At 40.7% G+C, this 20,660-nt stretch carries 21 protein-coding genes and 1 pseudogene; 16 read left to right on the forward strand and 6 right to left on the reverse strand.

Annotation, left to right across the window (positions count from 1 at the left end):
- Positions 1–72 precede the first annotated feature (72 nt).
- The 5 genes from CHJ_RS19230 (at position 73) to CHJ_RS19250 (ending at position 3,491) form a co-directional block, all read left to right on the forward strand.
- On the forward strand, positions 73–1,032 hold the full coding sequence (locus CHJ_RS19230; RefSeq protein WP_317918665.1) for a transposase: 960 nt from the start codon (positions 73–75) through the stop codon (positions 1,030–1,032).
- Between the two features lie 185 nt (positions 1,033–1,217).
- Positions 1,218–1,451 carry a polymorphic toxin type 46 domain-containing protein gene (locus tag CHJ_RS19235; protein WP_317918666.1) on the forward strand — a complete coding sequence of 78 codons (234 nt, stop codon included), beginning with the start codon at positions 1,218–1,220 and terminating at the stop codon, positions 1,449–1,451.
- Between the two features lie 6 nt (positions 1,452–1,457).
- Positions 1,458–1,727: an immunity protein Tsi6 family protein gene (locus CHJ_RS19240; RefSeq protein ID WP_317918667.1), complete on the forward strand. Its 270-nt coding sequence runs from the start codon at positions 1,458–1,460 to the stop codon at positions 1,725–1,727.
- A 25-nt stretch (positions 1,728–1,752) separates the two neighbouring features.
- Positions 1,753–2,145, forward strand: coding sequence for a hypothetical protein (locus tag CHJ_RS19245; protein ID WP_317918668.1), 393 nt, complete (start codon positions 1,753–1,755; stop codon positions 2,143–2,145).
- Positions 2,146–3,149: 1,004 nt separating this feature from the next.
- Positions 3,150–3,491 (forward strand): hypothetical protein, encoded by a 342-nt coding sequence (locus CHJ_RS19250; protein ID WP_317918669.1) that lies wholly within the window; start codon positions 3,150–3,152, stop codon positions 3,489–3,491.
- Positions 3,492–3,866: 375 nt separating this feature from the next.
- Here the strand turns inward: CHJ_RS19250 and CHJ_RS19255 are convergent, their stop codons facing one another.
- Positions 3,867–4,013, reverse strand: a complete 147-nt coding sequence (locus tag CHJ_RS19255; protein WP_317918670.1) for a hypothetical protein — start codon at positions 4,011–4,013, stop codon at positions 3,867–3,869.
- Between the two features lie 589 nt (positions 4,014–4,602).
- Here CHJ_RS19255 and CHJ_RS19260 point away from each other — a divergent pair.
- The 6 genes from CHJ_RS19260 (at position 4,603) to CHJ_RS19285 (ending at position 7,897) form a co-directional block, all read left to right on the forward strand.
- Complete coding sequence (locus CHJ_RS19260; protein ID WP_317918671.1) at positions 4,603–5,127, forward strand: hypothetical protein; 525 nt, start codon at positions 4,603–4,605, stop codon at positions 5,125–5,127.
- A gap of 149 nt (positions 5,128–5,276) precedes the next feature.
- Positions 5,277–5,813, forward strand: a complete 537-nt coding sequence (locus CHJ_RS19265; protein ID WP_317918672.1) for a ClbS/DfsB family four-helix bundle protein — start codon at positions 5,277–5,279, stop codon at positions 5,811–5,813.
- 114 nt (positions 5,814–5,927) lie between these two features.
- Entirely contained in the window at positions 5,928–6,137 is a 210-nt protein-coding gene (locus tag CHJ_RS19270) for a GDCCVxC domain-containing (seleno)protein (protein ID WP_317918673.1), read from the forward strand.
- Positions 6,138–6,207: 70 nt separating this feature from the next.
- On the forward strand, positions 6,208–6,708 hold the full coding sequence (locus tag CHJ_RS19275; protein ID WP_317918674.1) for a hypothetical protein: 501 nt from the start codon (positions 6,208–6,210) through the stop codon (positions 6,706–6,708).
- A 72-nt stretch (positions 6,709–6,780) separates the two neighbouring features.
- Positions 6,781–7,173: an NUDIX hydrolase gene (locus tag CHJ_RS19280; RefSeq protein ID WP_317918675.1), complete on the forward strand. Its 393-nt coding sequence runs from the start codon at positions 6,781–6,783 to the stop codon at positions 7,171–7,173.
- Between the two features lie 97 nt (positions 7,174–7,270).
- Positions 7,271–7,897, forward strand: coding sequence for an HD domain-containing protein (locus tag CHJ_RS19285; protein WP_317919214.1), 627 nt, complete (start codon positions 7,271–7,273; stop codon positions 7,895–7,897).
- A gap of 14 nt (positions 7,898–7,911) precedes the next feature.
- Here CHJ_RS19285 and glgC read toward each other — a convergent pair whose 3' ends face one another.
- Together glgC and CHJ_RS19295 are read right to left on the reverse strand one after the other, a co-directional pair.
- Positions 7,912–9,132 (reverse strand): glucose-1-phosphate adenylyltransferase, encoded by a 1,221-nt coding sequence (glgC, locus tag CHJ_RS19290; RefSeq protein WP_171751667.1) that lies wholly within the window; start codon positions 9,130–9,132, stop codon positions 7,912–7,914.
- A gap of 172 nt (positions 9,133–9,304) precedes the next feature.
- On the reverse strand, positions 9,305–10,177 hold the full coding sequence (locus CHJ_RS19295) for a LysR family transcriptional regulator (protein WP_317918676.1): 873 nt from the start codon (positions 10,175–10,177) through the stop codon (positions 9,305–9,307).
- Between the two features lie 396 nt (positions 10,178–10,573).
- Here CHJ_RS19295 and CHJ_RS19300 point away from each other — a divergent pair, with 396 nt between their 5' ends.
- Positions 10,574–11,944 carry an alpha-amylase family glycosyl hydrolase gene (locus CHJ_RS19300; RefSeq protein WP_317918677.1) on the forward strand — a complete coding sequence of 457 codons (1,371 nt, stop codon included), beginning with the start codon at positions 10,574–10,576 and terminating at the stop codon, positions 11,942–11,944.
- 63 nt (positions 11,945–12,007) lie between these two features.
- Here the strand turns inward: CHJ_RS19300 and CHJ_RS19305 are convergent, their stop codons facing one another.
- Positions 12,008–13,876 carry a methyl-accepting chemotaxis protein gene (locus tag CHJ_RS19305; RefSeq protein WP_317918678.1) on the reverse strand — a complete coding sequence of 623 codons (1,869 nt, stop codon included), beginning with the start codon at positions 13,874–13,876 and terminating at the stop codon, positions 12,008–12,010.
- A 556-nt stretch (positions 13,877–14,432) separates the two neighbouring features.
- Here CHJ_RS19305 and CHJ_RS24155 point away from each other — a divergent pair.
- From CHJ_RS24155 to CHJ_RS19320, 3 genes and pseudogenes are all read left to right on the forward strand, one after another.
- Positions 14,433–14,691, forward strand: a pseudogene (locus CHJ_RS24155) (RNA-binding S4 domain-containing protein); the annotation flags it as partial.
- 537 nt (positions 14,692–15,228) lie between these two features.
- Entirely contained in the window at positions 15,229–17,157 is a 1,929-nt protein-coding gene (locus CHJ_RS19315; RefSeq protein WP_317918680.1) for an amylosucrase, read from the forward strand.
- Positions 17,154–17,717 carry a sugar O-acetyltransferase gene (locus tag CHJ_RS19320; RefSeq protein ID WP_171751673.1) on the forward strand — a complete coding sequence of 188 codons (564 nt, stop codon included), beginning with the start codon at positions 17,154–17,156 and terminating at the stop codon, positions 17,715–17,717. Before CHJ_RS19315 ends, CHJ_RS19320 begins: the two co-directional genes overlap by 4 nt.
- A 3-nt stretch (positions 17,718–17,720) precedes the next feature.
- Here the strand turns inward: CHJ_RS19320 and CHJ_RS19325 are convergent, their stop codons facing one another.
- On the reverse strand, positions 17,721–18,137 hold the full coding sequence (locus tag CHJ_RS19325; protein ID WP_171751674.1) for a MarR family winged helix-turn-helix transcriptional regulator: 417 nt from the start codon (positions 18,135–18,137) through the stop codon (positions 17,721–17,723).
- 1 nt (position 18,138) lies between these two features.
- Positions 18,139–19,083, reverse strand: a complete 945-nt coding sequence (dmeF, locus tag CHJ_RS19330; protein ID WP_317918681.1) for a CDF family Co(II)/Ni(II) efflux transporter DmeF — start codon at positions 19,081–19,083, stop codon at positions 18,139–18,141.
- 169 nt (positions 19,084–19,252) lie between these two features.
- On the opposite strand from dmeF, the gene dbpA reads away from it, so the two are divergent.
- Positions 19,253–20,638 (forward strand): ATP-dependent RNA helicase DbpA, encoded by a 1,386-nt coding sequence (gene dbpA / locus CHJ_RS19335; RefSeq protein ID WP_317918682.1) that lies wholly within the window; start codon positions 19,253–19,255, stop codon positions 20,636–20,638.
- Positions 20,639–20,660: the final 22 nt, after the last annotated feature.

Here is a 20,660-nt window from a genome sequence, read left to right on the forward strand (position 1 = left end):
ATAATTTTCTTGGATAACAGCAAAGCTAAATCGACTATGTTGGCAAAAACTCATTTCAGGCAGGAGGTGGAAATGACCAGAGTTAGAAACCAACAAGTTTGTTTAGACGCAACACCTTATTATCATTGTGTATCTCGCTGTGTTCGTCGAACATTTTTATGTGGCTATGATGACTACTCGAAGCGAGATTTTGAGCATCGTCGTGGCTGGATAGAGTCGCGTATCAAGATGCTTAGCCAAATCTATTGCATTGATATTTGTGCGTATGCTGTGATGAGCAATCATTATCATTTGGTGGTGCATATCAATAAATCGCAAGCCCTAAAACTAAACGAGTTAGAGGTTGTCGAGCTATGGAGTAAGATGCACTCGCTACCTGTATTGATACAACGATGGTTAAAGCAAGAGCTCAAAGGAGAGGCAGAGCACACCGTAGTTCAAGAAATTATCCAAACTTGGCGAGAGCGCTTGTATAGCCTCAGTTGGTTTATGCGCGAGCTTAATTTTGATATAGCTCTGAAAGCCAACCAAGAAGAAAACTGTAAAGGCCATTTTTGGGAAAGTCGCTATAAAAGTCAGGCATTATTAGACGAAAAAGCGCTGTTAGCGGCTATGGCTTACACTGACCTAAATCCTATTAGAGCCGGAATGGCTGATACACCAGAACACTCAGACTATACCTCCGTTAAAGAGCGTTTAAGTGCACTCGCTCATCAACAAACAACAGCTCCCTGTTTGCACCCCTTTATTGGAAACGCAAGTAATGAAATGCTGTCAGGCATTCCGTTTAGATTAGTGGATTATATAGAACTGGTTGATTGGACTGGGCGTGAATTTAGAGAAGGAAAAGCGAGCATTTCAAGCCACCAGCCTCCTTTATTAAAACGTTTAAATATCAACCAAAAGGCGTGGTTAAAAGCGTGTACTCAACTAGAAAAGCAAAGAGCGCTCTGTATAGGAATGAAAGAGAGCATTCAGTGTAATTTATCAAGGTTACATCGACGACGAATGTGCGGTTATCAGTTAAATTAACCTATACGGCACCTTCTTACTCTCATAGAAACTCCGGTCATAGCATCTGCTGAGCACGTCTATACAATAAATTCGCATAAAATTGTTGTTTTTCAATATGTTTCAACTAAATGATAGAAAAAGTATATTACCCTACTTATAATAACTGAGCAGATGAGAACTGGTTGGTTTGAATCTTTTTTAAGATGCATGTCCTCGCTGTGCTTCTTAATCCTCAGGCTATTCATCGAGATACTGGAGAGTTGATTGACAAAGTTCAGTCACTATACAAAGTGAACAAAGATGTCAAAGTGCTTCAATCAACTGCTAAAGAAATTGAAGATACTTGGTCAGTACCAGATGAGCCATATAATACATCTGGCGGGGGCACTCAGTTACCTACTTCTGACAAAACTTCACTGGAAAAACTAGAGGAATAATATGGAATGAGTAGTAAAGACATTTCAACAATTGAAGAAGCACTATCAGCTTGTCAGAAGCGAGCTAAAAAGTCCCCAAACTTTTCGCTACTTATATCTATTGAAAGGCAAATTGTCTATGTAAGGGCGATTGTAGAAGGTTCAGAAAAAGACAAAAGTAGACTCAATGAGCTTACCTTGGGGGTATACGCTGTTAGAGAGTTTTTCGATACCGATAGGGAGTTTGCAGAGTTACTCGTGGACGTGAACGATATTGCCAATAGGCTAAAATACTGACAGTGAGTAGGTGCGTTAAGTAGATATGAGTTTTGATTTTGAAAACATGTCACTAGGTGGATTTTCTGTAGGTGAATCGGTAAGCACAGACCGTATGCCTATTGCTGACAAAGAACGTGGCTACTCAATCAATATAGAAGATGGAAAGGTGATTCATATTTCAGTGTATTTAGCTAATCCGAGTTATGGGTTTCAAGCATACACCGGTGATATCCAAAAAGGCACTAAGCAGTACAGTATTAATGTTTTTAGTTCGTGTGAAGATATTAAAAATATCTTTGGAGAACCCAGCGATGGTTGGAATGATGGTGTTGAGGAAAACCTTGAATTTGTTGTTGATCAATATACTGTTGAGTTTAGTTGGAATATTGATAGTGACAGCCCGAAGCTAATGTACTTTTGTGTTGGACTTGTTTGATATTTGCGTTAAAAGCTTCAACACGCCACTCATCCGAGTGGCGTCCCTGCCTAGAACCACCCAATCCACCTACAGAACCTTCTCTCGCGACCGGAAACAGCAATTTCCAACGGTATCAGTCATGGGAATATATTGTTAAACCCTGCGGTATTAGGGCTGTGATTTGGTGTGTTCTGGTTCTGGGTGAGAATTGGTTTAATGGGGAAGGTATGAATTAGACAGGGTAGATATGGTGGTTATTTGGTAAGAGATTCCGCTGTTCTAAATCCAAAGCTTAAAAGTAAAAACTCATACACCCAGTCGGGACAACAGAACAACAGGGACGGTACCTTAATTGCAAAAGGAAAATATAGAAGATGATAAAAAACAGAAGTACGTTTGGTATGTATAAATTAGGTTCTGTATATACGTTTAGTATAATCTTTTTCATGCTGAGTATTAGTGAAAGATTGTGGTTTTTAGCCTTATTTTCATTGTTTATGATTGCCATTTTTATTAAAGATGAGTATGTGAAATATATTTTCAGCAACGACAAAAAATTGCTTAAAGAGTACTGCATAGCAACGATAGTTTTAGTTTTGTTAGCATTTGTGCATATATTACTGTCGATTGTGATTAACCTGTTAATTGGTTCATATTTGTCGATAAAGCTCGTAAATAGTTATAAAAGGTTGCAGAAAATGGAAATCACATACTGAAACGGAATATTTATAGACGCCACTCATTCGAGTGGTGTCCCACCCCTAGATTAATAAAAACAAGTTTATTGAAGTTTATTGTGCCTGTCCTGTTAGTTTGTGTTAGTTTTCAATCACAGCATCAGCTGAGCACCTCTATACAATCAATTCGCATAAAATTGTTGTTTTTCAATATGTTTCAACTAAATGATAGAAAAAGTATATTAACCTACTTATAACCGAGCAGATGAGAACGGGTTGGCTTGAATCTTTTTTAAGATGCATATCCTCGTTGTGCTAATGAAATTTGGAGTGAAGAGGATACAAATGAGTAATAAAGTATTTGCGGTAATATGTGTTTTAGTTTTGTGTTTTTTTTCTCTAATTTCATTTTTAAAAGAAGAAAAGAGTTTTGCGGGTGAGGTTATATCTTCGCGTTGTATTGAAACTGGTAAGTCAGAAGAATCAGTAGAAGTTATTGTTTCTAATGAAAAAGTAAAGAAGAGGTTTTCTTTTGGTTTGAGCCAGTATGTTTGTAAGGATGCAGTCGAGTTGATATCAGCAGGTAACTTAATATCAGTATCGTATGAATCATTTAAAGGTCGTTTCGTTACTGTCAATCAAGTTAGTTTGAATGGTAAGTCGCTTTTACTACGTGGTGATAAATAAAATGTAAGACAGACGCCACTCATCCGAGTGGCGTCCCTACTCTAGAACCACCCACCAATTCATACCACAAATTAATTGGGACAGCCACCTTAATATTTGAAGTATGATGATGGAATGACACGGGGCTTTGGCCTCACGTTTATCTTTATAAATCTTTATACTCGTTTTTTTGAATACTTCTGGGACAGTACCCATAAAGCCATTTTCTTTGCGATACTGGCTTTAAGTTTTTGGTATCTCGGAACCAAAGCAGAAAAAATATGGCAGCTAAGTTTGGTAAAGAATTTGACCAGCCAGAGTACTTCGAAGTAATAAATTACTTGTGAAAATAATATGGAGTTTAGGCAACTAAAAGAGGTGCCTATCTTTTATCCGTTACTCTTCATCTTGATGTTTAAACTGGTTTAACAACGTCAGCAGAAAAATACGTATTTCGTTATCAATTGGGGTGTTATCGCTGTTTGCGTTTAAGACAAAGTCTTCGACTTGCAGATAGAAATCAGGTTCGTTTTGATGGGTCATGATGACCTCCGTGAATAATGACTAACTAAAATCACCACTCAAAGGTACTAATCAAAGGGTGGTGAGCTGAACAAGGTTAGTACTACCGCATTCACGACACGGCCAACCTTAAGGTTGCCTTGCCCAGCTCACCATAATTGAGTTTGTTGTCTAGAACGTAGACAAAATCACTATATTTAGGTGTGCTAAAGCACACATCAGAAAAAACAGCAAAATACTGTCATTGATGTGTCGTGAATAACATGCGAGGTACTAATCTCGGCACTGGATTTTGCTAGTGCGGGATAAGCATATGTTTTATTAAGTTTCTATGTCAATAACGGGTTGATGGTTTGCGATAGGTTTAGTGTTTTCCATTAAGCATTCCTTCACTTTTCTCGCCGCATCAGAAATTACTAACCTATATAGCACTTATCCATTTTGAGACGAATTTCAGTAGCAATTAGTGTTTATGCTAATGTTTTATATGAGTTTTTATGATACTTTTTGATTCTTGTTGCATATTGGTTGTTAGGTATTAGGAGTATTTGTGAGGCGCTGTCTATTATACATCGTAGTTTTTATATTAATAAGTGGATGTACGTCAGCATTGTGGGAACCGCCGACCTATAATGAAAAAGTAAAAGGCTATTATGTTGTACCTGATAAAGACTTATTAATCATTGATGGTGAGAAATATAGCTATATATTTGATATTTTGACTGATTTTAAGGCAATTCTATCTGTCAGCCACGAGTTAGAGTTTCAAGCGACATATAGAAACTTCAAAATTGATAAAAACAATATAGTAAGCGGAGAATTGGAGTTGTTTGTAGAGCTAACAAATGACTCACCAAAGTTGGAAAAATTATTAGATTTAGGATTCGTTCAACGCAAGAAAGGCATCATCTATAATACTCATCTATCAGGCAAGCTTTATAAATTGGAAGGTAATCTAGAAGTGACTTCTTTTGATAAGGAGCAGTACATTACTGTCGAAACTCCTGAGGGCGGTATTACCGCTGTTGGAAAAGTCATACTCACACCGGTAGCAGTAACAGCCGATGCTATAGCTGTTATATCTGTTTTATCACTTGTAACGGTAGGTTATTACTCGGCGATCATAACAGACTAATACTGAACATTGATTGGGACTGGCAGCTTAATACTCTAAAGCGTGATTCACAACACTTGGCATTTTTGTTCTAAGCAGCTTGAGTGTTATCGGTATAATGTTTAGGTTAGGTGTTGGTTTTGACCTGTCGACGAAGAATGGAGTCTGTTATGGCGAGAGCTAAGACAAAAGAAGAGTTAATTTCTCAAGCGGATGATAATTTTATAAATCTGTTTCGGTATATCGATTCTATGTCCGAACAAGCATTAAATACCGAATTTGATTTTTCCGATGACAAAAGCAAAAAAGAATCGCATTGGAGCCGAGACAAAAACCTACGGGATGTTTTGATACATCTGTACGAGTGGCATCAGTTGCTACTAAATTGGGTCAATTCAAACATGTCGGGTCAGAATGCGGCTTTTCTTCCTCCACCATACAATTGGAAAACGTATGGCCAGATGAATATTGAGTTTTGGCAAAAACATCAACAAACCGAATTGTTAACTGCCAAGGCTCTGCTGCAAGAGAGCCATAAAGCAGCGATCGAAGTCGCTAAAAACTTCACCAATGAAGAGCTGTACACTAAACAGTACTTCGACTGGACAGGCACAACAACGCTAGGAAGTTATTGTGTATCTGCGATGCCAAGTCATTATGATTGGGCGTTAAAGAAGCTACGAGCTCACGCAAAAATGCAGTCTTGACCAGTGTCGCCAGTTAAGACTCGTGTGTATCTTTATGTTTTATATTTGCCTTTAGTGTTATGTTGCCACTGAGGCTCTATGCTTTGAATGAGTTCAGAATAAAGGAGAGTAGCCATGAAAACGGTATTGGAGTCAGAGTTGGTTTGCCCGAAGTGCGGCCATAAAAGCCGAGAAGTCATGCCTACAAATTCGTGTCTCTATTTTTACGAATGCAAAGGGTGTGGCGAGTTACTCAAACCTAACACTGGCGATTGCTGTGTATTTTGCTCTTATGGCAGTGTTCCTTGCCCTCCAATTCAAGAGCAAGGTAAGTGTTGTAATTAGTTGCTTGTAAAACCAGATTACATAATAGGGAGAAACCTCTCGAAATGAACAGTTGGTACAAAGGAATAAAATGAAAAAAATAGCAGTGTTAGTTGTTTGCACCCTTCTTGGTGCTTGTGCCAGTAAAGAGTTACCAGTAGAAGAAAATCCTAGTGTTCAAAATGTAAGTTCTGATCAGATTATAGGTGTATGGAAATGCGATGCCAGTGCATTTGCTAACGGTAGGGGACCTGAGTTTAAAACAGAAAGCAACTATACGGAAAATAAAACCTTTAATACCACAGGAAAGATGGAAGAACGCATGGGTAGTTTTAGTAACTTAGTGTCCATTACAATTGAGGCGAAAGGAACATGGCAGTTAGATGGCAACGTATTGATAGAAACAGCAGCAGAGAGCGATGCGATTGCAAACAATATGTTTTCAAGAAGTGTTGTGGACAAAATTAATAGTGATATGCCCGAGGTTTTAGTTAGTGCGTATGAACTCTCATTTGAAAGCGCAGAAATAATGGAAATGAAAGGCCTTAATAATGGGCCTGTATTGAAGTGCCAACGCAAGTCAGCGTTTTGATAAAAACCGGTACTATCGCTAAACAAGCTCTTTGGCATCACTTGGTTATAAAATAGAGTAAGGAACAATCAGATGGAAGTGCATGAGTGCGTCTCTTTTATTTTGCTTAAGGATGACAACGTTTTGCTTGAAAAACGCAGCGAGTATAAGAGAACAGATCCAGGTTTGATTAATATTCCTGGTGGGCACATGGATGAAGGTGAAACTCAACGGCAAACCTTATGCCGCGAGGTGAAGGAAGAGCTCAATGTTGTTCCAACTCAGTACCAGTATTTATGTTCGCTATACCATCCCACCAGTGAACTGCAGTTGATTCATTACTATATTGTTGATCAGTGGCAAGGGGAAATTACAGCCCAAGAAGCTGAAGATGTGCAATGGTTTAAGTTGGCTTCCGTACAGCTTGCTATAGAAGCTGATAATATTGCGTTGGCAGAAGTTGCAAGGGTGAGTCGCTACCTTTGAACAAGTGTCTGGTTAATGGCCGTGATAGGGCACGTTGTTGTTGCTTATTGAGTGAGTTTTGCGGTGTAGGGTGTATAGAATAGCTATGAAACGTCAAATGTTAGACTCTTTTGAGAAGCAGTTTTGTAAATTTATCGAGTTGGAAATGCAGCAAGATCTTGCTCACGACTTAAACCATGTCTTAAGAGTGGTCAAAACGGCAAAGTCTTTATGCGAAAGTGAAGGCGCAAAGTTGGAAATCGTGCTTCCAGCGGCCTATCTTCATGACTGTTTCTCATTTGCAAAGAATCATCCAGAAAGAGCTAGCAGCTCTATGATAGCATCGGAAAAAGCGCTAGCTTACCTTGATAAAATCGGTTACCCCCCAGCCTTGTTTCCTGAAATCAGCCACGCGATCATCGCGCACAGTTTCAGCGCTAACGTCAAGCCAGAAACATTGGAAGCGCAGATAGTACAAGATGCCGACCGGTTAGATGCTCTAGGTGCCATTGGTATTGCAAGGTGTTTACAAGTCAGTACCAGCTTAGGTGTCGATCTCTACCACCCTTCAGATCCATTTGCTCAGTCTCGCGATCTAGATGATAAACAGCATAGTATCGATCACTTCTATGTGAAGTTGCTTAACCTTAAAAAGAGCATGAACACATCTTCTGCCAAAGCAGAAGCGGAGAGGCGAACTGCTTTTATGTTGGGATATTTAAAGCAGCTCGGTTCCGAGATTTAGCGGTCGCTTTAAAGTCATGAATCAAAGCAATAAGATTCCGGAACCACGACCACTCCCTGTTCTGAGATGGTAAAGCGCTCTCTGTCTTTAGCTGGGTTTATACCAATTTTGGTTCCTGCTGGGATCTGGACATGTTTATCTATGATGCAATTTTTTAGTTGGCAATTCTCACCAACGGACACATTGTCAAATAGTATGCAGCTAGATACAGTGGCTCCATTCTCCACCTTAACCTCTGGAGACAAAATCGAGTCTTGTACTGAGCCTCCGCTAATCACCACGCCACTTGAGATAATTGAATTGATAAATATACCTTCATTTCCGGTTGCGGATGAGACGGTTCTGGCTGGTGGCAGTTGTGGTTCATAGGTACGAATAGGCCAATTCTTCTGGTATAAATCCATCGGTGGTACAGGCTGTAGCAAATCCATATTGGCCTGATAAAAACTGTCTATGGTTCCTACGTCACGCCAATAGGTATCTGCAGATACTCGACCTGACTCGCCACCAAATTGATGAGAATAGACCTTCTCGCCATCGATGAGTTTGGGAATGATATCTTTGCCGAAATCATGACTGGATCTAGGGTTAGCGGCATCTTGTTGAAGCACTTGATTTAGCGCATCAGTAGAAAAGATGTAGATCCCCATAGAGGCAAGCGCTTTGTCTGGTTTATCGGGGATAGATGTTGGACGGGCGGGTTTTTCTGAAAACGCCACGATTTGTTGTTGCTCATTAATAGACATTACCCCAAAGGCACTTGCTTCATTTAAGGGCACTTCCATACAGCCAACGGTTAAGTCGGCATTGGTCTTTTTGTGTTTTTTAAGCATGGCATCATAGTCCATGCGGTAAATATGATCCCCCGATAAGACAACAACATACTTAGCTTCACTACGAGACAGCAACCATAAGTTTTGATAAATGGCGTCTGCGGTGCCGCTGTACCATTTGTCACCGTGGCGCATTTGAGGAGGCACAACCGTGATGTATTCACCTAGCTCAGGATTAAAGACCGACCAACCATCCCGCAAATGTTTTTGTAGCGAGTGAGACTTGTATTGAGTCAGCACTAAAATGCGTCGCAAACCAGAATGCAGACAGTTGGTTAAGGTAAAATCAATGATGCGATATTTGCCGCCAAAAGGAACGGCGGGTTTTGCTCTGTTATCGGTTAAAGGGGATAGGCGTGACCCCATACCTCCGGCAAGTACTACTGTAAGCGTGTCGTGCATAATCTAATCCCCAAGCTAATCAAGTGACGATACATTTATTAATCAAGTATCGAGCCAACAGTTAACCTGTTGATATTTAAATAGTTGAGTTATTCGGTTCTTGATGCTTGCACTAGAGTGGCGCAGGTTGATATTAACTTGCACCAAATAGGTACTTCCTAAAGGGAGATGTTCAAAACGATTGAGAAAGCGTGTCGATAAACCATTGATAGCGCTTGGCGATAGGTCTGTTTTGCTTGGTGACTAAGTAAACACTTTCTTTGCACTGTAGAGGCGGGTGAGTAATGTGAATATCTTTCTGCTGGGGAAATAGAGATACTGCACTTAACGGTAATACAGCAAATCCGAGTCCTTGCGCTACAGGGTAAAGAATTTGACTTAACTGATTAATGTAACCGTTGATCGGTATATTCGTTTGCGATTTGTCTAATCCATAACTGCGTAAAATTTCACTTAAATAGTGTTTCCCATCAGGGTGGTCTATGACCCCAAGTTCCGCTAGGTTTTGTTCAGTGATTGCGATGGATTTGGCTGTGTCCGGCAGAATCAAGAACAACTTCTCTTCGCCTATCTTTTGGTAGTGTAACTGATCAGATGGAAGTACTTTGGTCATCAAACCAATATCAATAGTATTGTCTATTAAGTCGTTTGCAATGCGCGAATTTGGTGCGGCTTCTAACGAAACCCGTAATTGCGGATACTGTTTTTGTCTGCTTAAAAATGTGGCTTGAAACTGCATACAGAGTGAACCAGACATAGCAAAGCGACAGTCTCCGCTGTGCTCTGAGTCTTGTATTATGCTCTGTTTTAGTGCCGCTTCTTGTTTTAGCTGTTGGCAGGAGAACTGATAAACTTGGCTGCCAGCTTCGGTAAGCTCGAATTTTTTACCAAACTTAAGTAGAAGTTGTACCCCCAGTTCGTTCTCCAGTTTCTTAATATGTTGGCTCACTCCCGGTTGCGTCATAAAAAGTTTTTCAGCGGTTTTGGTAAAATGTCCCACTTCGACCAGAGTTTTAAATGTGTAGAGCCAAGGGTTGATTAACATAATTTTTCATAACAGGTGATTATTAACTTAAGGTTAATTGATAATCTAATCTTTTTAAAGATAGTATTTATATTCATGATATATTTGGTTGCACAGAACTCAATCGGCCGTATAGCTTAGCTTAATGAAGTTAGTTGACCATGTTCCGTCTCTCTACGCCCTTATTCTCCCCCCAAATCAATCTATTAAAGGCTGATTTATTCCGTTACAGTGCCTTTATAATTCTGTTAATGGTTTAAGTTAATGCGTTATCGCCTGATTGTGTCGTTGACTACACGGCACAGACGCTGCCTTGTATAAAGCACCAATAAAAAGTTGCAAAAATATACGGGAAAGGTTAACAGACCCTAAGGTAACGGGGTTTCTTTAACGCGCAAGTAAACACAGGATGTTTAAATGAACATTAAGCAAAACGAAATTTTTACAACGGATGTGATTTTGCATGCGTTCGATTGGTCTTATCAGGATGTAGCAGAAAAAGCTGAGCAAATTAGCCAGCTCGGCTATCGCTCTGTACTTGTTTCACCTCCAATGAAGTCATTAAAAAGCGACCCAGCAACTAAGTGGTGGCAGCGCTATCAACCGCAAGACTATCGGGTTATAGATAATCAACTCGGTAATACGGAACAGTTTATTGAAATGATTACGGCCTTAACAAAGGTTGATGTGCAGGTTTATGTGGATGTGGTGTTCAATCACATGGCTAACGAATCCAGTGAACGGCTGGATCTGCAATACCCTAGTCACGGGGATATGGAAAGTTATCAACGAGACCATAACCAATATCAAAAATGGCGTCTGTTTGGCGATCTTACTCAGCCACTATTTACCGAGAAGGATTTTGTTGAAGCGTTTGGCATTGAAGATTGGAAGAATAAATGGCAGGTTCAAAATGGTCGAATTTCAGGAGGACCAGAAGACCCGGGGTTACCGACGTTGATTGACAACGAGCATGTGGTTGAGCAGCAGCAACACTATTTGAGAGCACTGAAAAAGTTAGGTGTAAAAGGGTTCCGTATTGATGCCGCAAAGCACATGACCCTACAACATTTAAATAAAGTGTGGACCCGCGATATTACCCAAGATGTTCATATTTTTGGCGAGATAATTACTGATGGGGGAGCGACCAAGGAAGAGTACCAGTTGTTTTTGCAACCCTATCTGCAATCTACCACTTTAGCTGCCTATGATTTTCCCCTTTTTAATAGCATTTTTAAGGCATTCAGTGAAACGGGAGACATGAAGTCTCTGATAAACCCTTACTGTTTTGGACAAGCGTTGTCTAAATCCAGAGCGATCACTTTTGCTATTACTCATGACATCCCCAATAACGATGTGTTTTCCGATTTGGTGATGGAGGAGCGATACGAGTGGTTAGCTTACTGCTATATACTTGGTCGGGATGGTGGTGTTCCGCTGATATATAGTGATTTAAACACCAGCAATATTCGTGACGAATCAGGTAAACCTCGTTGGCAAGATGCATGGAAAGAGCACCGTATGGCATCTATGATTCGCTTCCACAATAAAGTGCATGGTCAAACGATGGCAAGAGTCGTTGGAGATGAAGACTATTTAGTCTTCTCCCGAGGTGAAGAAGGCATAGTCGCCATTAATAAATCGGAAAAAACGATTCAGATATCCATAGATTGGCCATGGAATATGTACGATCTGCTTAGCGATTGCCTGTTTTTATCTCAGCACGGAGAATTTGAATTCACACTGCCTGCACAATCGTGTTTGATGATGCTAAGAGCTAAGAGCTAAGAGCCCAAAAAAAACGCCAGAGACATGACTGCACTGGCGTTTTATCTTTAATTATTGTTTGGTTTAAACAATAAACTTATTCAAGATATTGCTCTGTTCGCGAACGTTCTCTGTTTGTACTTGCATTGCCATGTTCGCTTCGTTTGCCCCTTCAGATACCTGAACAGATAGGTCCTTAATTTTCACTGTATTAGAGTTGATCTCTTCAGCCACCAAGCTTTGCTCTTCGGCTGCAGAAGCAATCTGCATGTTCATGTCAGAAATGCGTTGAATCGCATCACGAATACGTTCTAGAGCGATGTTTGCTTCTTGTGCTTGTTCAACTGTATTACTCGCGGTTTCTTTACTTAGTCCCATCGCTTTGGCAACAGAACCGGCACCCGCTTGAAGTTGCTCAATCATATTGCGGATTTCAGTCGTTGACTCTTGCGTTCTCTGTGCAAGGGTTCGTACTTCATCGGCAACTACCGCAAAACCTCGACCTTGCTCACCGGCACGTGCAGCCTCAATCGCGGCGTTCAGTGCTAACAGGTTAGTTTGGTCGGCGATATCATTGATAACTTGCAGTACCGTCTCAATGCTGTCCGTTGCATCCTCAAGCGCTTTCACTTCGCTAACGGCTTGATCTATACGGTTGGACAACTCATTGATGGACTCTGTGGTATGGCTAACAACCAGTGAACCTTGCTGAGTGGCATCATCGGCTTCTTGAGCGGCACCCGCGGCGCCTTGTGCATTGCCTGCCATATCAGTAGAGGTAGTGGCCATTTCGTTCATTGCGGTAGCCAGTTGCTCAAGCTCTTGCAACTGTTCTTGCATAGCACTTGCAGCGTGTGATGAACCTTCTGCGGTACTTTCTGCCCCGCGAATAATCTCTTCACCAATGCCTTTAAGCTGTTTAATTTGACCTTGAAGGTTCTCTGTAAAAGTATTGAACCCACCGGCAAGTTCGGCAAATTCTTTGTCGGTTTTGGTAGACAGACGTTGTGTTAAGTCACCATCGCCAGTCGCTACGTCTTGAATAGCGTCATTCAGAGAGTCAAGAGGGCGCATCAATTTCGCAATAAGTAGCAATAGGAGTGTGATACTAATAATTAGAGCTACAACGGTGAAAATGATGGATGATGTGCGCATCTCATAAACCGAAGCAAATGCAATATCCTGATCTAAGGCAACACCAATAAACCAATCTTGATTCGGTACTTTTACAAAGTTAAAGACGAACTCTTGTCCTTCCACTTCAACATGTTGCATCTGTTGCTTAATCTGCACACCAGTTTGATAGGAAGAGAATGGTTGACCATTTTTCTCTGCGTCAGGGTGAGCAATGGTTGAGCCTTTGCTATCGACAATAAATACGTAACCGGCATCAAACAGTTGCACGTTGTTTACGATTTCTGCCAGACCGACCAAGCTTACATCAAAAAAGAGTGCGCCTTTAAACTGGCCGTTTTCTCTTAATGGCGTAGCAATGGAGATAAGAATCTCTTTGGTAACGGAATCGGCATAAGGGGCAGTAACAATTAACTGGTTTTGAGCTTTTGCATCTTTGTACCAAGGACGAGCGCGAGCATCCCATGATGAACCTGGATCCCAACCCGGGTCGCCACTAATGGCTTGACCGTTCGTTTCTAAACCCCCACCTACGAGTACAAAAGGTTTTTTAAGGGCAGGTTGATCGATAACGGCCATGATTGCGTCGGGAGCTAAGTTACGCTCAACGATGTTGGTGGTGTAACGAGCAACGTCTTTACGCCCTTCCATCTCTGCGACTACGTTATTTTTGACACTTTGCATAATGTCTTTAACGCTAACTTCGATAGTGGCTTCGAGCTCAGACTGGATAGTCATGACCTGTTTTACTGATAGTAGACTTACCGTTACTAGCATTAAAACTGCTGAAGCGATAACGATTTTATGGCTAAATTTCATATCTGATTCCTTCAAGTACTTCCATGGAACATAAGGATTAAAAAGCGCCAACTTTTGTATGATGATTTAATGTAAAACTAACTTGTAATTTTTGTATGTCAGTTTGTACTTTTATGAAAGTTAAATGTTATTTAAATAGAGCTTTCATAATGATTTATCGGTAATTATACGAGTTACTTTAGAGTTTAGCATATTCTAAAATTATGGATTATAGAGGGTGAGCTGCGCATAAATGCTTTAATAGTGGGCTTTTGCAACAAATTTAGCCATCAAAATGCCGTAATGTAAGTCATCATTTCTATAAGGAAAGCGAAAGATAGCAATTAATTCTTAATGACGTTGCTTTCGGTTTATTGATAAAAAACAAACTTGGATCAAATTCGTAGTGATTGATTGTAGAGTAATTAATCTAATTTTTAATGATTAAAGGGTGCAAATCACCGTAGTAGTGTCGATATTTGCTGTTTTAAACAAGAATTGGTATTAACAACTAGCATGAAAGTCGTGCTATCTATGTGATAAACTTGCGGCCTATACCGAATATAAGTGAAAGAAAATGAATTTCGAACAATCTAACTCCAGCGATCAAGAAGAGATTGAAATTGAAGCGATAGCAGTAGAGATTTCTAATGAACCTGTTGAACTGTATAAGGTGTTTAAGATCGCCAACTTAGTGAATGGTGGTGGAGAAGCAAAACACATCATTGCAGAAGGTTATGTCGCAGTAAATGGTGAGATAGAGACACGTAAACGCCGTAAAATGTACGATGGCGATTTGATAGAGTTTAATCAGGAATACTATGTCGTCATCTGTGTAGAAGGTATGGAACAACAATATGATATGGATGAACTGCCTGAAATAGATGAAAATGACTTAACGGCAGAAGAGTTTCAAGTATCCGCAGAAGAAGCAGAAGCGATCAACCAGCAATACGACACTTCAGAAGACATTCAGAGTGATTCTGTTGAAGAACAGCAGTCAGAGCAAGATATACCTGAACAAGAGAACAAGCCCTCTAAGGGAAGAAAATCAATTCAATTCTTTTGATTACATGTAGGGTCTGTTGATTATTGGTGGTCAACAGGCCTTATATGACAATCCCATTCTGTACATTCAAGTAACCTCAACAAGCTCATTTCTGCGTCAGATAACCTTGAAAGGGGAATGTTATTGCTTCGATTATCTTGCTTGAACTGAACCTGTTGATGTGGCTCTGAATCCTGCTCCTTGAGGTCACTTGAGAATAAAATGGTATGACTTCACATGTTTGCTTCTTAAGCTTATCTTAAACAATACTTAATCGTTTAAGTTTACTATATTCCATGCAACATATAGGTTATCGGAGTGGGTTATGTTGTCGCTAGATCAAGGAAAAAGAGCATTAAGACAAGCTCTAGAGTCTGTTCAGTTAACAAAGTTAAGTAAAAAAGACGAGAAGATTTTTTTACAGCGTCTTGATCACTATTTTCCCCAGTTAGTGATTAAATTGCACCACCTGTACGGCGATCAATATGATTTCTTTTGGCATTTGCAACAGTTACTTGTGGAGTTGTCTGACTCTTTTGCTGCAAGAGATAACGATTTAAAACAGCAAGATGAGCAACGACTAAAGCAACCAACTTGGTATCGAAATGAAAAGATGCTCGGTATGGCTCTGTATGTGGATCTGTTTGCTGGTGATTTGTCTGGAGTGACAAAAAAAATTCCCTACCTTAAGTCACTAGGCATTAATTATGTTCACTTAATGCCGTTGTATAAGTCGCCGGAAGGAGAAAGTGATGGCGGCTATGCGGTCTCAGATTATAGAAAAGTCGATAAACGCTTAGGAACCGAAGCGGACCTGCTTGCTTTAGCCGCAGCGTTTAGAAAGGAAGGCATCAGTCTTGTCTTAGATTTCGTCTTTAACCACACGTCAAATGAACATATTTGGGCTCAAAAAGCATTAGCAGGGGATGTTGAGTACCAAAACTATTATTACTTTCTCGATGACATCCGTGAAGTTGAACAGTACAACCAAACATGCCGAGAGATCTTTCCTTCAGTACGGCGTGGCAGTTTTACCTATAACGCCCAAGTGAATCGATGGATATGGACTACCTTTAATAGCTTTCAGTGGGACCTGAATTTCTCTAACCCTGCGGTTTTTAATGCCATCAATAGAGAAATGCTGTTTTTAGCTAACATAGGTTGCGAAGGATTGAGGCTTGATGCGTTAGCCTTTATCTGGAAAGAGAAATGGACGCAGTGCGAGAGTTTACCGAAAGCTCATACTCTTATTCAGGCATTCAATTTATCTCTTAAAATTGTGGCTCCTTCTGTGCAGTTTAAATCAGAAGCGATTGTACACCCTGATGAAGTGGCACAGTACATTGATAAGGATGAGTGCCAGCTTTCTTATAACCCATTGATGATGGCATTAATGTGGGAGAGCTTAGCCACTCGAGAAACCAAGCTTTTAACGGCATCGTTAAAAAAGAGTTTTACCATTAAGCCAAGTTGCAGTTGGGTCAATTACATTCGTTGTCATGACGATATTGGCTGGACCTTTGATGATGATATTGCGGATAATCTCGGTATAAACGGGCATGATCACCGCCAGTTTCTTAATCAGTTCTATACCGGACGATTCCCCGGCTCATTCGCGCAGGGAGTTCCGTTTCAAGAAAACCCACAAACAGGCGACTGCCGAGTGTGTGGTTCATTAGCTTCTCTGACGGGCTTAGAGAAAGCGATACAGAGCAACAATGTTCACCAGCAAAACTTAGCGATTAAACGTATAAGCTTGTTAAACAGTATCAACTTAAGCATTGGCGGCATTCCACTAATTTACCAAGGCGATGAGTTGGCCATTCTTAATGATTACAGTTATGAAATGGATCCGCATAAACAGGCGGATGCTCGCTGGGTAAATCGACCAGCGATCACTCAGCAGGCGGTAGATGCTGCTCATGATCAAAGCTCTCTACAAGGTATTGTCCATGCTGAGCTGACGAAAATGATTAAGCTGAGGCAGCAAGATGAGATTTTTGGTGAAGCAGAGACGGAGATTTTAGAAACTTACCAGAGCAGTCTATTCTCCTATGTCCGCAAACATATCAGTGGCGATAAGCTATTAGCAATTACCAATTTTAGTGAGCAGCCACAAACAGTACCTAGTTCAATATGCGATATTTTATCTAGCTGTCATGTGGTGGATATATTATCTGATCAGCGGGTGGATCTATCACAGCCAATTACCCTTGATAGTTATGATGTTGTTTGGCTAAAGGCAAAAAAATGAAAACAGAAAAACAGAAAATGTTAGCAGGCGAACCTTATCTTGCTTGGGATGAAACACTCTATGCTGAACGTATAGCGTGCCGTAAGAAAATTCAAAAACTGAATGGGACGATTCCCGATAGTGAAGAGTGGTTATCAGCAATACAGTCGTTGTTTCCACACGCTAAAGGTGAAGTCTACCTAGAGCCACCGTTTCGTTGTGACTATGGTACAAACATTAAGTTAGGCGATAATTTTTATGCCAACTTCAACTGCACTCTTTTGGATGTAAATACCATTGAAATTGGCGATAACGTTCTGCTTGCACCTAATGTTCAGCTATTAACGGCGGGTCACCCTTTGGATGTGAAGAGCAGAGTAGAGCAGGGAATTGAGTTTGGCCTGCCTATTAAAGTTGGTCACAATGTCTGGATTGGTGGTGGGGCGATAGTGTGCCCGGGCGTTACTATTGGTGACAACAGTGTCATTGGTGCGGGAGCTGTGGTTACAAAAGATGTTCCCGCCAACGTAGTTGCTGCGGGAAATCCATGTCGAGTCATTCGAGAAATAGATAACAGCTAAAACTTAAAACTCACGATTCATTTTCTCAAGGCATGTCACCAGCATGTCTCTCTGCTTTGAATTGACATGCCTAGTGAGATCTTGGGTGAGCTTTAGGTGTAGCTCATTGTGGTGTTGATGTAACTGCTGACCATCTTCAGTCAACACCACCACAATTGAGCGTCTGTCATTCTCGTGAGGGCAACGCTCAATCATGCCAGCTTGTACTAGCTTTTCAACTTGGACGGTTAAGGTGCCAGTTGTTATACCTAGTTTGTCTGCCAGCTCTTTCATGCGCATTGAGCCATGATTGCCAAGTACTTCAATAGTATGAACCTGAGCTAATGAATAGCCTGTCTCTTTTACAACAGATTGTTCCCATGAAGATAGCTTGTCATAGAACTCAATTAACAAGTGATTCAACTTGTTTAGCGCTTGCATTTTACTCTTCCTGATTGATTTCTAACGTTAGATGTTTGATTTTAACAAATTTTTCTAAGCTTCGTTTATAGTTTTCACTATTAACGGTTTGATCACTCTGCAAAACGATCGCGGCAGAGTAGTGATCGGCACTTATTTTCCAAATATGAAGATCGGTTACTTTTGCACCCAACTGCGTTAACTGTGATTTTATCTGCTGCTTTTCTTGGTCGCTGATACTGGCATCGAGCAAAATTGGGCTGGTCTGTTTTACCAAGGCTACGGCCCAGTTGATAATGACGATGGCACCAACAATACCCATTATCGAGTCTAACCAAATAATACCTAAGAACTTACCTATGATTAGTGCCGCGATCGCCAGTAATGAGGTTAGTGCGTCAGCCAAAACATGTAGGTAAGCGGCTTTTAGGTTGTGGTCGTGATGATGCTCATGTTCATGTTCATGTTCATGATGGTTATGGTTATGGTGGTGTCCATTGGCATCATGATGGTGATTATCATGCAATAACCACATGCATATCGTATTTATAATTAATCCAACAATCGCCACAATTATGGCTTCGTTAAATTGTATCTGTTGCGGTGAGAAGAGTCGGTGTATCGACTCAACGATCATTAATAGTGAGACTAAACTAAGGGCAATGGCACTGGTAAAGCCTCCTAGTACACTCACTTTTCCCGTACCAAATGAGAAATCATCACTGTGAGCATGTTTTTTAGAATAGTGATAAGTAAACAAGGTGATGCAGAACGCTGCGGCATGAGTTCCCATATGCCACCCATCGGCAAGTAGTGCCATTGAGCCGTAATATGACCCCGCTATAATCTCAACAAGCATAGTGACTACGGTGAGAGCCAATACATAGTAGGTTTTTTGTTCACCGCTATGGTTGTGCTTAGCAAAGTGGTGAGAATGGGGGGATAAGAAGCGATCTTTGCTGGTCATATAACAATCAGTTTGTAATTCAAGTTATCTATAAAATAGATTATTTGATTATCAAAGTAAAATTTATTGACAATATGATTGGATAATTGTTGTGCTACTCTCATTATGTGGTTATCTTGCACGGCTAATTTGTACAATCTGTTTTTTCTACCTTAAAAAAGGAACTCCCTTGAGCAATACTTCATTCTCCCAGTTATCACTTTCTCCAGCGCTGTTACAAAACTTGGAGTCTATGGCGTATAGCGAAATGACGCCGATTCAGGCGCAAAGCCTTCCTTTAATGTTGTCTGGAAAAGACGTTATTGGGCAAGGGAAAACAGGCTCCGGAAAAACCGCGGCTTTTGGGTTAAGTTTATTAACCAACCTGAACGTTAAGCGATTTAGAGTTCAATCTTTGGTTTTATGCCCAACAAGAGAGTTAGCCGATCAAGTAGCAAAAGAGATTCGTAAGCTGGCACGTACTATTCATAATATTAAAGTGCTGACTTTATGCGGTGGAATGCCAATGGGGCCACAAATTGGTTCATTGGAGCACGGTGCGCATATTTTGGTGGGTACTCCTGGCCGTATTCTTGACCATTTGGAGAAAGGCCGCATTAATCTTGCTGAACTTAATACACTGGTATTGGATGAAGCGGATAGAATGCTTGATATGGGTTTCCAAGATGCGTTGGATGCCATTATTGACCAAGCACCCCAGCAGCGCCAAACGTTGCTATTTAGTGCAACATTCCCAGAACAGATTCAATCTATTGCTAACCGTATAATGCAGAAGCCTGAGTTGGTGAAAGTAGAATCAACCCACGCCAGTAGCACTATTCAACAAACGTTTTATAAAATCACAGATAACGAAGAGCGCTTACAAGCGGTACAGAAACTATTGCTAAAATATCAGGCAGAATCTTCGGTGATTTTTTGTAATACCAAACGAGAAGTACAAGAAGTCGCTGACGAGCTTTATCACGCGGGCTTCGATGTCATTGATCTGCATGGTGATTTGGAGCAAAGAGAACGTGACCAATCTTTGGTGCAGTTCTCTAATAAAAGCATCTCTATTTTGATCGCCACAGATGTTGCCGCACGAGGATTAGATGTTGATAACCTCGACATGGTGATTAACTATCAGTTATCAAGAGATCCGGAAGTGCATGTGCATAGAATTGGTCGAACAGGCAGAGCCGGAAGCAAAGGAATGGCATGCAGTCTATTTAGTGATAAAGAGATGCACCGTATAGCAATGATAGATGAGTATATGGATCTGCCAATTGAGCCTGTGGCACTACCAGATGACTCTGTGCTATCCCTTAAGCCTTTCCAAGCCAATATGGTAACCATTGAAATCGCAGGCGGTAAAAAGCAGAAGGTTAGGGCGGGAGACATTCTTGGCGCACTGACTGGAGCGAACGGGATCGATGGTAAAAAAGTCGGTAAGATTAACTTATTCAGCATGAGATCGTACGTAGCGGTGGATAAATCCATAGCGAAACAAGCCTTAGTTAAACTAGAAAACGGAAAGCTTAAAGGTCGTAAATTTAGAGCTCGTATTCTTAAATAGCGCCGATTCATTTAGATTTTGA

Origin of the sequence: Vibrio sp. MACH09 (assembly GCF_033238805.1) — a bacterium.
GTDB lineage: Bacteria > Pseudomonadota > Gammaproteobacteria > Enterobacterales > Vibrionaceae > Vibrio.

Coding starts and splice junctions, on each gene's coding strand:
- CHJ_RS19295 (WP_317918676.1), bottom strand. CDS start 10,177: ATGTTAATCAACCCTTGGCTCTACACATTTAAAACTCTGGTCGAAGTG.
- CHJ_RS19305 (WP_317918678.1), bottom strand. CDS start 13,876: ATGAAATTTAGCCATAAAATCGTTATCGCTTCAGCAGTTTTAATGCTA.
- CHJ_RS19240 (WP_317918667.1), top strand. CDS start 1,458: ATGAGTAGTAAAGACATTTCAACAATTGAAGAAGCACTATCAGCTTGT.
- CHJ_RS19285 (WP_317919214.1), top strand. CDS start 7,271: ATGTTAGACTCTTTTGAGAAGCAGTTTTGTAAATTTATCGAGTTGGAA.
- CHJ_RS19270 (WP_317918673.1), top strand. CDS start 5,928: ATGAAAACGGTATTGGAGTCAGAGTTGGTTTGCCCGAAGTGCGGCCAT.
- CHJ_RS19320 (WP_171751673.1), top strand. CDS start 17,154: ATGAAAACAGAAAAACAGAAAATGTTAGCAGGCGAACCTTATCTTGCT.
- CHJ_RS19325 (WP_171751674.1), bottom strand. CDS start 18,137: ATGCAAGCGCTAAACAAGTTGAATCACTTGTTAATTGAGTTCTATGAC.
- CHJ_RS19230 (WP_317918665.1), top strand. CDS start 73: ATGACCAGAGTTAGAAACCAACAAGTTTGTTTAGACGCAACACCTTAT.
- CHJ_RS19275 (WP_317918674.1), top strand. CDS start 6,208: ATGAAAAAAATAGCAGTGTTAGTTGTTTGCACCCTTCTTGGTGCTTGT.
- CHJ_RS19315 (WP_317918680.1), top strand. CDS start 15,229: ATGTTGTCGCTAGATCAAGGAAAAAGAGCATTAAGACAAGCTCTAGAG.
- glgC (WP_171751667.1), bottom strand. CDS start 9,132: ATGCACGACACGCTTACAGTAGTACTTGCCGGAGGTATGGGGTCACGC.
- CHJ_RS19255 (WP_317918670.1), bottom strand. CDS start 4,013: ATGACCCATCAAAACGAACCTGATTTCTATCTGCAAGTCGAAGACTTT.
- CHJ_RS19265 (WP_317918672.1), top strand. CDS start 5,277: ATGGCGAGAGCTAAGACAAAAGAAGAGTTAATTTCTCAAGCGGATGAT.
- CHJ_RS19300 (WP_317918677.1), top strand. CDS start 10,574: ATGAACATTAAGCAAAACGAAATTTTTACAACGGATGTGATTTTGCAT.
- CHJ_RS19250 (WP_317918669.1), top strand. CDS start 3,150: ATGAGTAATAAAGTATTTGCGGTAATATGTGTTTTAGTTTTGTGTTTT.
- CHJ_RS19235 (WP_317918666.1), top strand. CDS start 1,218: ATGCATGTCCTCGCTGTGCTTCTTAATCCTCAGGCTATTCATCGAGAT.
- dmeF (WP_317918681.1), bottom strand. CDS start 19,083: ATGACCAGCAAAGATCGCTTCTTATCCCCCCATTCTCACCACTTTGCT.
- CHJ_RS19245 (WP_317918668.1), top strand. CDS start 1,753: ATGAGTTTTGATTTTGAAAACATGTCACTAGGTGGATTTTCTGTAGGT.
- CHJ_RS19280 (WP_317918675.1), top strand. CDS start 6,781: ATGGAAGTGCATGAGTGCGTCTCTTTTATTTTGCTTAAGGATGACAAC.